The sequence below is a fragment of the Halanaerocella petrolearia genome, assembly GCF_054657875.1.
Genome location: NZ_BAAHXW010000001.1, coordinates 979,739 through 994,521, shown reverse-complemented (window position 1 = coordinate 994,521; position 14,783 = coordinate 979,739). Strand labels below are relative to the sequence as shown.

General features: G+C 33.9%; 11 protein-coding genes, 3 tRNA genes and 1 other annotated feature. Of the genes, 12 read left to right on the top strand and 2 right to left on the bottom strand.

Annotated features, from left to right (window positions below; genetic code table 11):
- Positions 1-151: 151 nt before the first annotated feature.
- The 12 genes from ACYQ39_RS05085 (at position 152) to ACYQ39_RS05030 (ending at position 13,544) form a co-directional block, all read left to right on the top strand.
- Positions 152-228 (top strand) — tRNA-Pro (locus tag ACYQ39_RS05085).
- A gap of 4 nt (positions 229-232) precedes the next feature.
- A tRNA-Gly gene (locus ACYQ39_RS05080) sits at positions 233-309 on the top strand.
- A 15-nt stretch (positions 310-324) separates the two neighbouring features.
- A tRNA-Leu gene (locus ACYQ39_RS05075) sits at positions 325-409 on the top strand.
- A gap of 238 nt (positions 410-647) precedes the next feature.
- On the top strand, positions 648-1,925 hold the full coding sequence (tig, locus tag ACYQ39_RS05070; protein ID WP_459840870.1) for a trigger factor: 1,278 nt from the start codon (positions 648-650) through the stop codon (positions 1,923-1,925).
- Positions 1,926-1,984: 59 nt separating this feature from the next.
- A complete protein-coding gene (clpP, locus tag ACYQ39_RS05065; RefSeq protein WP_459840869.1) occupies positions 1,985-2,587 on the top strand; it encodes an ATP-dependent Clp endopeptidase proteolytic subunit ClpP in 603 nt (200 codons plus the stop codon).
- A 24-nt stretch (positions 2,588-2,611) separates the two neighbouring features.
- Positions 2,612-3,865: an ATP-dependent Clp protease ATP-binding subunit ClpX gene (clpX, locus tag ACYQ39_RS05060; protein WP_459840867.1), complete on the top strand. Its 1,254-nt coding sequence runs from the start codon at positions 2,612-2,614 to the stop codon at positions 3,863-3,865.
- An 86-nt stretch (positions 3,866-3,951) separates the two neighbouring features.
- Positions 3,952-5,643, top strand: a complete 1,692-nt coding sequence (gene lonB / locus ACYQ39_RS05055) for an ATP-dependent protease LonB (RefSeq protein ID WP_459840865.1) — start codon at positions 3,952-3,954, stop codon at positions 5,641-5,643.
- A 38-nt stretch (positions 5,644-5,681) separates the two neighbouring features.
- Complete coding sequence (lon, locus tag ACYQ39_RS05050; protein WP_459840863.1) at positions 5,682-8,063, top strand: endopeptidase La; 2,382 nt, start codon at positions 5,682-5,684, stop codon at positions 8,061-8,063.
- Complete coding sequence (gene yihA / locus ACYQ39_RS05045) at positions 8,053-8,637, top strand: ribosome biogenesis GTP-binding protein YihA/YsxC (RefSeq protein WP_459840861.1); 585 nt, start codon at positions 8,053-8,055, stop codon at positions 8,635-8,637. The genes lon and yihA overlap by 11 nt, the downstream gene beginning before the upstream one ends.
- A 63-nt stretch (positions 8,638-8,700) precedes the next feature.
- Entirely contained in the window at positions 8,701-9,600 is a 900-nt protein-coding gene (gene menA, locus ACYQ39_RS05040; RefSeq protein WP_459840859.1) for a 1,4-dihydroxy-2-naphthoate octaprenyltransferase, read from the top strand.
- Between the two features lie 10 nt (positions 9,601-9,610).
- A complete protein-coding gene (locus ACYQ39_RS05035; protein WP_459840857.1) occupies positions 9,611-10,222 on the top strand; it encodes a CPBP family intramembrane glutamic endopeptidase in 612 nt (203 codons plus the stop codon).
- Positions 10,223-10,298: 76 nt separating this feature from the next.
- Positions 10,299-10,514, top strand: a binding site (T-box leader).
- A 372-nt stretch (positions 10,515-10,886) separates the two neighbouring features.
- Positions 10,887-13,544: a valine--tRNA ligase gene (locus ACYQ39_RS05030; protein WP_459840856.1), complete on the top strand. Its 2,658-nt coding sequence runs from the start codon at positions 10,887-10,889 to the stop codon at positions 13,542-13,544.
- A 93-nt stretch (positions 13,545-13,637) separates the two neighbouring features.
- Here ACYQ39_RS05030 and ACYQ39_RS05025 read toward each other — a convergent pair whose 3' ends face one another.
- Positions 13,638-13,922, bottom strand: a complete 285-nt coding sequence (locus ACYQ39_RS05025; RefSeq protein WP_459840855.1) for an ATP-binding protein — start codon at positions 13,920-13,922, stop codon at positions 13,638-13,640.
- A 99-nt stretch (positions 13,923-14,021) separates the two neighbouring features.
- On the bottom strand, positions 14,022-14,609 hold the full coding sequence (locus tag ACYQ39_RS05020) for a flavodoxin family protein (protein WP_459840853.1): 588 nt from the start codon (positions 14,607-14,609) through the stop codon (positions 14,022-14,024).
- Positions 14,610-14,783 lie beyond the last annotated feature (174 nt).

Here is a 14,783-nt window from a genome sequence, read left to right as displayed (position 1 = left end):
TACAATATTAATAATGCCAATTAAAGAGAAAACAAGAGTATTTAATAGAATAAACACATTATTTTGCTTTAATTTATCTAAATGATATTTATTCTTTTTTGACCTGATTTGGTTTTTGAGTTATACTATTAGACGTTGCAATTGACAAAAGCGGAGCATGGCTCAGTTTGGCAGAGCACCTGGTTTGGGACCAGGGGGTCGCAGGTTCAAATCCTGCTGCTCCGACCATTCTGCGGGAGTAGCTCAGTTGGCTAGAGCACCAGCCTTCCAAGCTGGGTGTCGCCGGTTCGAGTCCGGTTTCCCGCTCCAAAAATATTTAAATGCGCGAAGGTGGTGGAACTGGCAGACACGCTAGACTTAGGATCTAGTGCCGCAAGGCGTGTGGGTTCGACTCCCACCCTTCGCACCAATTTAGATTAAGTTGATTATAAACCTCGGACAACTCCGAGGTATTGTTTTTATTATTATGGTTTTATATTAATTTAGTACTTAAAATGTTTTTTCGTCAGTTTTATTAATAGAATTGTTAATTTAAGATTAAATTGGTTATTTATTGCATTGAATAAACATAATATAAGGTAAAGAGTTATAAAATTATTTATAACTTTACATATTTCAAGTAACTATTTTTAAGGAGGATATATATAATGAAAGTAGATACAGAAGAATTAGAAGGTAATAAAGTATTATTAGAAGTTGAACTTAGTACGGAAAAGGTAGATGAAGCATTAGATCAAGCTTATCAAAAAGTAGTTAAAGAAGTGGATATGCCAGGGTTTAGAAAAGGTAAGGTGCCACGTAAATTATTAGAAAAAAGATATGGTAAAGAAGTATTACATAAAGATGCATTAGATATTTTAATTCCACAAGGATATCAAGAAGCAGTACAGGAGATAGATATTGAACCAATTGCTAGACCAGATGTAACTGATGTCTTTATTGAGGAAGGAAAGCCAGCTACTTTTACTGCTGAAGTAGAAGTGAAACCAGAAGTTAAATTAGGTGATTATACAGATTTAGATCTAGAACAAGAAGAAATTGAAGTAACAGATGAACAAATAGAACAAGAGTTAGACGCTCGGCGACATAGACATGCTCAACTAGTAGCAGTTGATAGAGATACAGTTGAAAACGGAGATCATGTAACTATGGATTTTGAAGGTAGAGTAGATGGAGAGACTTTTGAAGGTGGTTCAGCAGAAGATTATAATTTAGAGATAGGTTCAGGACAGTTTATTCCAGGTTTTGAAGATCAGTTAGTTGGTGTTAAAGTAGGACAAGAAGCAGAAGTAGAAGTTACTTTTCCAGAAGATTATCAACAGGAAGATTTAGCAGGTCAAGACGCTGTTTTTACAGTGACTGTTAAAGAAATAAAAGGAAAAGAAGTACCAGAATTAGATGACGAATTTGCTAAAGATTTAGAATTTGATTCTTTAGACGAACTAAAAGAAAATGTTAGAAATGAATTAGTAGAAAGAGAAGAACAAAGAGTAGAACGAGAATATCAGAACCAATTAGTTGATGCTGTAGCAGAGAAGTCAGAAGTTAATGTCCCAGAAACAATGGTTGAGAACCAAATCGATAATATGCTACAACAATTTAAGATGCAAGCTCAGCAACAAGGGTTAGATTTTGACCAATACCTAGAAATGACAGGTATGAGTGAAAATGAATTAAGAGAGCAACATAGAGAAGAAGCTCAAAGTAGAGCAAAATCTAACTTAGTCTTAGAAACAATTGCTGAGAAAGAAGGAATTGAAGTAACTGAAGAAGAATTAGATGAAAGAGTAGCTGAGATTGCTCAGCAACAAGGTCAAGATGAAGAACAAGTTAAAGCCTTCCTACAGATGCAAGGTCAGTTATCTTCGTTAAAAGAGAATTTGCAAATGCAGAAAGCAATTGATTTTTTAGCTGAAAATAATTAAAAAGAGTGTAAATGTTAGGGAAGTTGGGTATAAATATAAAGAGAAGAGGAGGTAAAAATATGAATTTAGTGCCAACGGTAGTAGAGCAGACTAATCGTGGAGAACGAGCCTATGATATTTATTCTAGATTATTAAAGGATAGAATCATATTCATTGGCAGTCAGATCAATGACCAGGTAGCTAATACGGTAATTGCTCAGTTATTATTTTTAGAAGCTGAAGATCCTGATAAAGATATTTACATATATATTAATAGTCCTGGTGGATCTGTTACTTCTGCTTTAGCAATGTATGATACAATCCAGTATATTAAGCCTGACGTGTCTACTATTTGTATGGGGCTTGGTGCTAGTGCTGCTGCTTTATTATTGGCTGGTGGTACTGCTGGTAAGCGATATGCTTTACCATATGCTCGAATTATGATTCATCAGCCAATGGGTGGTGCTCAGGGTCAAGCTACAGATATTGAAATTCAAGCTAATGAGATCTTGGAATTAAGAAGTATCATTAATGATATTTTAGCTGATCATACTGGTCAACCAGTAGAAAAGATTGATGAAGATGTAGAACGTGACTACTTTATGTCAGCTCAAGAGGCCCAAGAGTATGGTATTATTGATGAGGTTATTACTCGTGACCCTAATGCTGAGGACAAGGAGTAGATCTTTCTTTAAAGAGGTGATATAATGTTTAAATTTGGGGAGGAAAAAGGTCAGCTGAAGTGTTCCTTCTGTGGTAAAATTCAAGATCAAGTACAGAAACTTGTAGCTGGACCTGGAGTCTATATTTGTGATGAATGCATTGAATTATGCAATGAAATTATTGAAGAAGAGCTACAAGAAGATATAGATACTAACTTAGATAGTGTTCCTAAACCAGAAGAAATAAATGACTTTTTAGATGAGTATGTAATTGGTCAGGATAGAGCTAAGAGAGCATTATCAGTAGCTGTTTACAACCATTATAAACGAGTCAATTCTGGTATGCAGATTGATGATATAGAGTTAGAAAAGAGTAATATTTGCATGATTGGACCAACGGGTTCAGGGAAGACATTATTAGCGCGAACATTAGCTCGAATGCTAGATGTTCCATTTGCTATTGCTGATGCTACTTCTTTGACTGAAGCTGGTTATGTAGGAGAGGATGTAGAGAATATCCTACTTAAACTAATTCAAGCTGCTGATTATGATGTTGAAAAAGCTGAAAAAGGAATTATTTATATTGACGAAATAGACAAAGTAGCTCGTAAGTCCGAGAATCCTTCTATTACACGTGATGTTTCTGGTGAAGGGGTACAGCAAGCATTGCTTAAGATATTAGAAGGAACTGAAGCTAGTGTACCACCACAAGGTGGAAGAAAACATCCTCATCAAGAATTTATACAGATAGATACTTCTAATATTTTATTTATCTGTGGTGGAGCTTTTGATGGTTTAGATAAGATGATTAAATCAAGAATTGGTAATAAAGTACTAGGTTTTGGAGCTGATGTACAGAGTAAAGAAGAAGAGGATTTAGGAGAAGTTCTAAGTCATGTTATGTCTCAAGATTTATTGAAGTATGGATTAATTCCTGAATTTGTAGGTCGAATTCCAGTGGTTGTTACTTTAGACAAATTAAGAGAAGAAGACTTAGTTCAAATCTTAACTGAGCCTCGTAATGCTTTAGTTAAGCAGTATACTAAATTCTTTGAATTAGATAATGTTGAGCTAGAGTTTACAGAAGAAGCTTTAGTTGCTATGGCTCAAAAGACTTTAGACCGTGGGACAGGAGCACGTGGATTACGGTCAGTAATTGAAGATTCAATTTTAGATATTATGTATGATGTACCTTCTTATAATAATGTTACGAAATGTATTATTACTGAAGAGGTAGTAAATGAAGGTGCTACTCCAAAATTAGTAAAGATTGATGATCAGAGAGAAGAAACTGCTTAATTCTAAGCAGTTTCTTCTTTATTTAAGGATAAAAATTCCCTCTTAGGTTATAATAATTCATAAAGCTTGACTAAGGGGGAGTTAATATGAACTTTGCTATTAATATTTTTAGTTTAGTCCAATTCTTCTTTGCTGTAGTAGTTGGTATTTATTTTTGGAATTTGTTAAAGAAACAGCAAAATAATAAAAAAGCTATTAATAAAGATTCTAAACGAGAGTTAGAAAAGCTACATAAGATGCGACGACGATCATTGACTAAGCCTTTAGCTGAAAAAATAAGACCTAGTGACTTTTCTGATATAGTTGGTCAAGAAGATGGGATTAGAGCTTTAAAAGCAGCCCTATGTGGGCCAAATCCCCAACATGTAATTATTTATGGACCACCAGGAATAGGTAAAACAGCAGCTGCTAGACTGGTTTTAGAAGAAGCTAAAAGTCGTCAAGATTCACCTTTTGATGATGAATCAGATTTTATAGAATTAGATGCTACTACTGCTCGATTTGATGAACGAGGTATTGCTGATCCTTTAATTGGATCTGTACATGATCCAATTTATCAAGGTGCAGGGGCTATGGGATCAGCAGGTATTCCTCAACCTAAACCAGGAGCAGTAACTAAGGCTCATGGTGGTATGTTATTTATAGATGAAATTGGAGAATTACATCATATTCAGATGAATAAGCTACTTAAAGTATTAGAAGATAGAAAAGTGTTTTTGGAAAGTTCTTATTATCAGGAAAGTGATAAAAATATTCCTCGTCATATTCATGAGATATTTCAGAATGGACTACCAGCGGATTTTAGATTGATAGGTGCTACTACTAGAACACCTCAAGAGATACCTCCTGCTATTCGTTCCCGCTGTTTAGAGATCTTTTTTAATCCATTAATGCCTCAAGAGATAGTTAAAATTGTAAAGAAGGCAATTAAAAAGATAGATTTTGTAGTTGAAGAAGGAGTTATTGAGGTAATCAAGAAGTATGCCACTAATGGTAGAGAAGCAGTTAATATGGTTCAGACTGCAGGTGGTATAGCTTTAACGGATAATCGTAAAAAGATTAAGCGTAAGGATATAGAACGAGTAGTCGTTAATGGGCAATACTCGCCTCGTCCTTTGGATGATATTCCAAATCAACCTCAAGTAGGAGTCGTTAATGGACTAGCAGTTATGGGGGCCAATAGAGGAATTGTTGATCAACTAGAGGTTTCAGCTACGAAGATAAAAAATCGTGATGGTAGTCTTAATATTACAGGAGTAGCTCAAGAAGAAGAACAAGGAAATCGTCATCGTAAAATTAGAAGAAAGAGTATGGTTAAGGATTCTGCTGAGAATGTAATGACAGTAGTAAAGAAGATCTTAGAAATAGATTTAAATGAGTATGATATTCATATTGATTTTACTAGTGATACAGTAGTTGATGGTCCGTCAGCTGGAGTAACAATGGCAGTAGCCCTTTACTCTGCTCTAACTAATAGACCAGTTAATAATAAAGTAGCTATGACTGGAAAAATATCAGTAAATGGTATGATTAGGCCTATAGGAGGAGTAATTCCTAAAGTAAGAGCTGCAGTAAGAGCTGGGGCTAAGAGAATCTTAATACCTAGTGCCAATTGGCAAGATTTATTTGTAAGTGATGAATTTGCTGAAGTTGAAATCATTAAGATTGAAAGTCTTAAACAAGCTTTAGAAGAAGCAATAGCTCATGAAGCTTTAGAAAATGATGAGGAGCTTGAATTTAATATAGATTTAGATTCTTTCTCTGCTTCAGCAATTTAAAGTAGATATTGTGAAGTGTTGGATATGGAGGTGTGAGAATGGAAGAAGATAATAAACAAAGAATTGTAGAAAATACAAAAGAAGTAGAAATTGATGATGGTAACAAGCCTTTATTAGCTTTACGAGGATTAATTGTTTTTCCTAATATGATTACTTCTCTATTAGTAGGACGAGATAAGTCAGTAGCTGCTCTAGAAGATGTAATGGTAGATGATAAACAAATTTTATTAGCTGCTCAGAAAGATGAAACAGTAGAAGAACCAACTCAAGATGATATTTATAAAGTAGGAACTATTGCTCAAGTAAAACAGTTAATGAGATTACCAGATGGAACAATTAAAATTTTAGTAGAAGGTTTAGAAAGAGTAGAGATTAAGAACTTTGTGGAGGAAGAGCCTTACTTTCAAGCTGAATTTGAAGTAGTAACTTTAGAAAAAGAACAAGCTGATGAAACAGAACTTGAAGCTTTAATGAGAAGTGTGATTAATAAATTTGAAGAGTATGTTAAGGGTAATAAGAAATTACCTCCAGAAACAATGATGACAGTTAGTAATATTGAAGAGCCTGGACGGTTAGTTGATGTTATTGCTTCTCATATGTCACTAAAGGTTCAGCAACAACAGGAAATTTTAGAAGCTATTTCTGAACGAAAACGTTTGGAGAATATATATAGTATTTTAGATAAAGAATTAGAGATTTTAGAGGTTAAAAATAAGATTAATCAAGAAGTTCGCCAGCAGGTAGAAAAGAGACAGAAAGAATACTATCTTAAAGAGCAAATGAAGGCAATTAAGAAGGAGTTAGGTGAAGGAGATGCTCCTAGTGATGAAGTTGAAGAATATAAAGACAAAATTGAAGAAGCAGATTTACCAGAAGAGGTAGAGGAAAAAGCAATTGAAGAGGCAGAAAAGTTAGGGAAAATGCCGCCAAATGCTAATGAAGCAGTTGTAGTTAGAAAATATTTAGATTGCATTTTAGATCTGCCTTGGAATGATTATAGTGAGGATAAGTTAATAATTGATGAAGTAGAAGAGAAGTTAAATCAAGATCACTATGGTCTAGAAGATGTTAAAGAGCGTACTCTAGAATATTTAGCAGTTAGAAAATTAAGTGATGAAATGCAGACACCAATCTTATGTTTAGTTGGCCCGCCAGGGGTAGGAAAGACTTCTTTAGGTAGATCTGTAGCTGAATCTATCGGGAGAGAGTTTGTAAGACTTTCATTAGGTGGATTAAGAGATGAAGCTGAAATTAGAGGTCACAGAAGAACTTATGTAGGGGCTAGACCAGGAAGAATTATTAATGCTATGCGTGATGCAGGAACTAATAATCCAGTCTTTTTATTAGATGAGATTGATAAAGTTAAAGGTGACTTTAGAGGTGATCCAGCTGCAGCTCTATTAGAGGTTCTCGATCCAGAGCAGAATGATGAATTTAGTGATCATTACCTAGAGCTACCTTTTGATTTGTCTGATGTAATGTTTATTACTACTGCTAATACTACTGATACTATTCCTCGCCCATTATTAGATCGAATGGAAGTAATTAAAATTTCAGGATATACTGAAGATGATAAATTAGAGATTGCTAATCGATATTTGTTACCTAAGCAACTTGAAAATCACGGTTTAGATGAAGAGGGACTTAAAATATCAGAAAATGCTTTACGTAAGGTTATTAGAAATCATACACGTGAAGCAGGAGTTAGAAATTTAGAGCGGAAATTAGCTTCTATTTGTCGTAAAGCAGCCAAAAAAGTAGTAGAAGGAAAAGAGAGTACTACTAGAGTTGATTTGCGTAATTTAAAGAAATATTTAGGTATACCTAAATATAAGTATGGTAAGATGGAAGCTAAAGAGAGGGTAGGTGTAGTAACTGGCTTAGCTTGGACTTCTACTGGAGGAGATATTCTTAATATTGAGGTGTCTATAGTACCAGGTGAAGGAAATTTAATTTTAACTGGTAAATTAGGAGATGTAATGAAAGAGTCGGCTCAAACTGCTTTAAGTTATGCACGCAGTAAAGCAGATGAATTTAACTTTGAAGATGAATTTTATAAAAAGTATGATATTCATGTTCATGTACCACAGGGAGCTATTCCTAAAGATGGGCCATCAGCAGGTATTACTCTAGCTACTGCTTTAGTTTCTGCTTTATCTAACAGACCAGTTAATGGTAAAGTAGCAATGACAGGAGAGGTAACCTTACGTGGTAAAGTCTTACCAGTAGGTGGTATTAAGAGTAAAGTGTTGGCTGCTCAAAGAGCAGGGATTGAAAAAGTAATTCTATGTAAAGAGAATGAAAAGAATCTAGAAAAAGTGCCTGATAATGTAAAGAGAGATTTAGAAATTATTTTAGTAGAAGATATGGATGAAGTTTTAGATGAAGTTGTTTTAAAGGATGATGGAAATGAAGATTAATAATCCAGAGTTTACCTGTAGTGCTCATGATAGAGAAGGTTATCCTTATCATCACCTGCCAGAGATTGCCCTGGCAGGTAGATCTAATGTAGGTAAATCATCTTTGATAAATAAGGTAATTAATCGTCATAAATTAGCTTTTACTAGTTCTAAGCCAGGTAAGACCCAGTCTCTTAATTTTTATAAAATGGATAATTATTTTTACTTTGTTGATTTACCAGGATATGGGTTTGCTAGGGTGCCGGATAAAGTAAAAGAAGAATGGGCTACAATGATTGAGAATTATCTTTTTAACCGCTCTCATCTGGAAGGTGTCATCTTAGTAATTGATTCTCGCCATAAGCCTACTGATGATGATTTGATGATGTATGATTGGTTGTTAGAGATGAGAGTTCCTACTCTAGTAGCTGCTACTAAAGTAGATAAGTTGAAGAGAAGCCAACGGAAACCACAAGAGAAATTAATTAAGGAGACATTAGAGTTAACTCCTTTTACTTCTTTTACTTTCTTTTCAGCTGAAACTGGTGAAGGTAAGAAAGAGGTATTTAAGTTTATTGATCAATTTGTTGATTAAACATGGTATATTATTCTAGAAAGCAGGGAATAATGTTGGTAAAAGAATTAAAGAGGTGAAGAGATGGCTTATTTAAAGTTATGGTTAAGGGCCTTTCGTCCTTTTTCTTTTACTGCTTCTTTATTGCCTGTTTTTTTAGGAGTTGGGTTAGCCAGTAAAGAGGGCTATTTTGATTTTAAGCTCTTTTTATTAACTAGTTGTACAATATTGTTGCTGCATAGTGGAACTAATTTATTGAATGATTATTATGATTATCAAGCCCAAGTTGATACCAGAGATTCTTATGGCTCAAGTGGCATTCTGGTGGCAGGTTTATTGCCGGCTAAATTAATTAAAAGAATAGGAATAGTCTGTTTTATTTTAGCCGTTCCTTTAATTTCTTATCTGATTTATTTGCGAGGTATTATAGTTGCTATTTTATCTATAGTAGGGATTTTTGGAGGTTATTTTTATACTGCTAGTCCTATTAATTATAAGTATTATGCTTTAGGAGTCCCTATGGTCTTTTTTCTATTAGGCCCATTAATAGTAATAGGTGCTTATTATGTTCAAACAGCTCAATATAATCAACAGGTTTTATTGATATCTCTACCGTTAGGTTTGTTAGTAAGTGCTATTCTGCAAGGGAATGACTTTCGAGATATTGAGCATGATGCGCAAGTAGAGATTAAGACTTTATCTATATTACTAGGGAGAAAAGGAGCAGCTAGATTATACTTAATGTTAGTTTCTTTAGCCTATTTAATTTTGATTACATTGGTTTTAAAAGGGGTTATTACAAAGTTGGCCCTTACTACTTTACTTACTCTTCCTTATGCTTTAAAGAATATTATCTTAGTAAGAGAAGCAACAACTAACCCTCGATTTAATGTTAAGAAGATTGATATTAGGACTGCTCAATTACACTTTAGTTTTGGAAGTTTATTAATTTTGGCGATAATAGGAGCCCATTTCTTAATTTAGGAGTTAGTAGATGAAACAGAAAATCTCTTGTTTTGAATTATGCTCTATATTGATAGTAGTTAATATTTTATGGTGGTTAGTATTTAGGTCTAGTTTATTAAATTTTTGGTTTAGGTTAAGTTTAGTAGCTATTATTCAGGTGTTAATTGCTATGCAATATACTAAATTTGATCTTTCCTATCAATTTAGTGATTTGTTTAGAGGTCTTTTAACAGCTTGTTTATTATACTTTATTTTTTGGTTGAGTAAAAAGCTAAGTCTGATTATTCTACCTTATGCAGAAACAAGTATATCTGCTGTTTATAGACATCGGCAAGAACTAAGTCTTCCTCTAATTAGTTTCTTATTATTATTAGTTGTTGGCCCAGCAGAAGAGATATTTTGGCGAGGATTTATTCAGGAAGAATTGATGCAAAGGATTGGTCTACAAAAGGGTTATTGGGTAACAACAATATTATATACTTTATTACATATTGGGACAGGTAATTTATTATTAATTTTAGCTGCTTTGGTGGCAGGATTATTCTGGGGCTATATAATTATGGTTACTGATAATTTAATGTTAGTAATTATTTCTCATGCCCTATGGGATATATTAGTTTTTATTTTATTCCCTTTTTGATAAGCATAATTTGAAATTTAGTTGACAATTTAGAAAAATAATTGTATGATTATAAATGTTAATAATTTAAGAGTGGGTAAAAGCAATGAAGAAGAGTAGTAGATTAGTTTTCTCCCTTTTAGAGAGGAGTGCTCTAGGTTGAAAAGTACTCTAAGGGATATTAATTGAAGTCGCTTCTGAGCTGCTAAGTTGAATTAAAGCTAGACTTAGTCGGAACTGGTCGTTATCCAGCTTAAGAGCCTTTAGGAATTAAGGTGGTACCGCGAAAGTGAACTCCTCTTTCGTCCTTAAATAGGATGGAAGGGGATTTTTTAATTTATAGTTAAATTATTAGATAGATTTATTCTTTGTCAGTAGCATGTTGATATAAAGTGGCACTTTCAGTGGCACAGCTATCAGCTATGTGCTGTGTGTTATGAGCTAAAAATTCTTATATTTAAGATCTAGTCTTTACCAAAGCTCTTACTTTAAGTATTTGAACTATTTTGTGATTTTGAATTTTTATGAATCCTTCGGATTTTCTGTGAAAGTTTGCTCATAGATCACGACACACGACTAACGACTGTGTTACAATAGTGATACTTAATATTAATTAAGTTTAATTCTTTATCAAAATTATTTTTTGATAGCCTGGATATTAATAATAATAAAAGGAGGAGTTAAATTGAGTAATGAAGAATTATCAACAACTTATAATCCAGATCAAGTAGAAGAAAAATGGTATGAGTATTGGCAAGAGAATGATTATTTTCAAGCTGAAGTAGATGAGGATAAAGAATCATTTACTATTATGATGCCACCACCTAATGTAACAGGTCAACTACATATTGGACATGCGTTAGATATGACTTTTCAAGATATCTTAATCCGTTGGAAGAGAATGCAAGGTTATGAAGCTTTATGGGTACCAGGTACTGATCATGCTAGTATTGCTACTGAAGTTAAAGTAGTTGATAAGATGCGTAGAGAAGAAGGGCTTGAGAAAGAAGATATTACTCGAGAAGAGTTTTTAGACCGAGCTTGGGATTGGACAGAAGAGTATGGGAATACAATTACTAACCAGTTGACTAAGTTAGGGGTTTCCTGTGATTGGAGTCGAGAGCGATTTACAATGGATGAAGGCTGTAATGAAGCAGTTAAAGAGGCCTTTGTTGAATTATATGAGAAAGGGTTAATCTATCAAGGAGACTATATTATTAATTGGTGTCCAGACTGTGAAACTACTCTATCAGATGTTGAGGTAGAGCATGAAGATCAACCTGGAAAACTATATCATTTGCGGTATAATTTCAAAGGTAGAGATGATTACATTGTTGTAGCTACCACTCGACCTGAAACAATGTTAGGTGATACAGCGATAGCTGTTAATCCTAATGATGAACGTTATCAGGACTTAATTGGTGAAAAGGTAATTGTGCCAATTGTTAATCGAGAGATTGAAATTATTGCTGATGAATATGTAGATTCTGAATTTGGTACTGGTATGGTGAAGGTAACACCTGCTCATGATCCTAATGATTTTGAGATGGGCCAACGTAATGATTTAGAGATCATTAAAGTAATTGATGATCAGGCTAATATGACAGCTAAAGCTGGTAAGTATGAAGCTATGGATCGTTATGAGTGTCGCGAGCAGTTAATTGATGACTTGAAATCTGCAGGTTTATTAGAAGAGGTTGAAGAACATGAACATTCAGTAGGTCAGTGTTATCGCTGTGATACTACAATTGAACCATTAGTATCTAAACAATGGTTTGTTGATATGGAACAGTTGGCCAAGCCAGCTATTGAAGCAGTTAAAGATAATGATATTAATTTTGTACCAGAGCGGTTTGATAAAGTCTACTTTAACTGGATGGAGAATATTAGAGACTGGTGTATTTCTCGTCAGTTATGGTGGGGGCATCAGATTCCAGTCTGGTATTGTCAAGACTGCGATGAAGTAATTGTAACTAATGAAGAGCCAACAGAGTGTTCTGAATGTGGTTCTGAAGAGCTAAAACAAGATGAAGATGTGTTGGATACTTGGTTTAGTTCTGGATTATGGCCATTTTCTACTTTAGGTTGGCCCGAAGATGCAGATGATTTAGATTACTTTTATCCAACTGATGTATTAGTTACTGGTAGAGATATCATCTTCTTCTGGGTCGCTAGAATGATCTTTATGTCTTTAGAATTCATGGATGAAAAACCATTCTCTGATATTTATATTCATGGACTAGTTCGTGATTCACAAGGACGAAAGATGAGCAAGTCTTTAGGTAATGGTGTAGATCCAATTGAAGTTATTGATCAGTATGGTGCTGATACTCTGCGATTTACTTTAATCACTGGTAATACACCTGGTAATGACATTCGTTATCGAGAGGAACGGGTTGAAGCTAGCCGTAATTTTGCTAATAAGTTATGGAATGCATCTCGATTTGTATTAATGAATCTAGAAGATTTTGATTTAGATGAAGTAGACCATGGTAACTTAAAGTATACTTTAGCTGATCAGTGGATGCTAAGTCGTTTAAATAAGAAGATTAAAGAGGTTACTGATCTATTAGATGATTATCAGTTTGGTCAAGTAGCAGGAGAGTTATATGACTTTGTCTGGAGTGAATTCTGTGACTGGTATATTGAGTTAATTAAGCCTCGTTTATATCAGGATGAAGATGAAGCTGCCTATCAGACAGCTCAATATGTAGTCTGGTATACTTTAAATAATATTTTAAGATTATTACATCCATGTATGCCATTTATTACAGAGGAAATCTGGCAGCACTTACCTGGTGTAGATGAAAGCTTAATCTCTGCTCAATGGCCAGAACCAGATAGTATAGCTATTAATGATCAAGCTGAGTCCAAGATGGAATTAATTATGGATATAATTAAAAATATCAGAAATATTAGAAATGAGATGAAGGTTAATCCTGGTAAAGAGATTACAGCTATTTTGATTTCTGACCAAATGGATAAGTTAGATGTTGTAGAAGAAGGTAAGAATTATATTGCTGATTTAGCTAAGGTCAGTGACTTAACAATTACTGATGAAGTTGAAGATCGGCCAGATAAAGCATCTACAGCTATTACTAGTCAGATAGAGATTATTTTACCACTAGCAGATTTAGTTGATCTTGATAAAGAGATTGCTCGATTAGAAGAAGAGATTGATGAGGTAGAGTATGAAATTGAGCGGGCCAAGGGTAAGTTAGCTAATGAAGGATTTGTTAATAATGCTCCTGATCATTTAGTAGAAGAAGAAAGAGAGAAGAAGGAAGAGTATACTGCTAAGTTAGACCAATTAAAAGATAGATTAGCGGATTTAAGAGAGTAATATATTTAAAGGACCCAGTTCTTTTAGAAGCTGGGTCTTTTTTGTTTGATTTTTAAAAGGTTTTTAATTATGTAGCAATGTTAAGGTTATATTTTAACTTACCCAATTATTAATATCATACCTACCACTAAAATGACAACCAGCATTAGGTGATAGAGTCTCTACTTCTTCATCAGTTGATGACCTTTTAGTCTCAATAGCTAATGCCCCTGTAGGACATTCTCCAATACAGTCAATAAAAGAACCACAGAATGAACTTTTAACTAATTTAGCTATACCATCAATAATTTTAATACCACCTTTATGGCAGTTAGTGATACAATTGCCACATCCATTACATTTATCCTCATTTATTCTAATAATTCTTTTTTCTCTCATAACTCAGCCTCCTCTATTGTAATAATTTATCAAATTTACTATTATTATAACCTGATTCTAAAACAAAAACTGTGATCTTTATCACGTTAGTATAATCTTTTAAGTAGGGAGTTGCTCGGCTAGTTTCTCTCCCCATCTGTGAGCTTTCTGTATTATTTCAGTTCTATTAGTTAGAGGCTCTTGATCAATATTCCCTACAAAAAGATTACTATTATATTCGGCATTAATCGACTTGAAGAATAAGTCAATAGTTCCAGTAACATACTTAAACCTATTATCTGTTAAAGGTTGACCAGCAGTGGAGATAAAGCCACCAACCCTTTTCTTATCTGCATTAACTAGTGGATCTTCAAGAATAATTTTACTGGCCCATAGTGCCTGACAACGATCAATCAAAGTTTTAATCTGAGCTGATACTGTATTAAAATAGAGTGGGGAAGCTATTATTATCAAATTAGATTGGTTAAATTTATTATAAATTTTAGCCATGTCATCATTAATAATACATCCTTTATTGATTTCACAACTACCACAGGCTTGGCATGGAGCTAAATTTAAGTCTTTAATCCATATTTCTTCAAAGGTAATTTTAGGTTGATTTTCTTTAACTTCAGTTATTACTTCTGATAATAATTGAGCATTATTTCCTGCTTTATGTGGGCTACCTAGGATAGCTAATCCTTTCATAGTCTATCTCTCCTATTCTTGGGCATTATTGATATATTGTGTCACCATAGGTGACACAGTCGTCTGTCGTGTGCTGTATGCTGTCAGCCAGTTCAAAAACTAAATTCTTACAATACCTGCGTTTCAAGGGTTTGATATATACTTATGATTTTGACTTTGATTTAGCTCACGACT

What these genes read in the sequence shown, in the direction of transcription:
- tig (WP_459840870.1), top strand. Translation starts at nt 648, where the DNA reads ATGAAAGTAGATACAGAAGAATTAGAAGGTAATAAAGTATTATTAGAA.
- clpP (WP_459840869.1), top strand. Translation starts at nt 1,985, where the DNA reads ATGAATTTAGTGCCAACGGTAGTAGAGCAGACTAATCGTGGAGAACGA.
- clpX (WP_459840867.1), top strand. Translation starts at nt 2,612, where the DNA reads ATGTTTAAATTTGGGGAGGAAAAAGGTCAGCTGAAGTGTTCCTTCTGT.
- lonB (WP_459840865.1), top strand. Translation starts at nt 3,952, where the DNA reads ATGAACTTTGCTATTAATATTTTTAGTTTAGTCCAATTCTTCTTTGCT.
- lon (WP_459840863.1), top strand. Translation starts at nt 5,682, where the DNA reads ATGGAAGAAGATAATAAACAAAGAATTGTAGAAAATACAAAAGAAGTA.
- yihA (WP_459840861.1), top strand. Translation starts at nt 8,053, where the DNA reads ATGAAGATTAATAATCCAGAGTTTACCTGTAGTGCTCATGATAGAGAA.
- menA (WP_459840859.1), top strand. Translation starts at nt 8,701, where the DNA reads ATGGCTTATTTAAAGTTATGGTTAAGGGCCTTTCGTCCTTTTTCTTTT.
- ACYQ39_RS05035 (WP_459840857.1), top strand. Translation starts at nt 9,611, where the DNA reads ATGAAACAGAAAATCTCTTGTTTTGAATTATGCTCTATATTGATAGTA.
- ACYQ39_RS05025 (WP_459840855.1), bottom strand. Translation starts at nt 13,922, where the DNA reads ATGAGAGAAAAAAGAATTATTAGAATAAATGAGGATAAATGTAATGGA.
- ACYQ39_RS05020 (WP_459840853.1), bottom strand. Translation starts at nt 14,609, where the DNA reads ATGAAAGGATTAGCTATCCTAGGTAGCCCACATAAAGCAGGAAATAAT.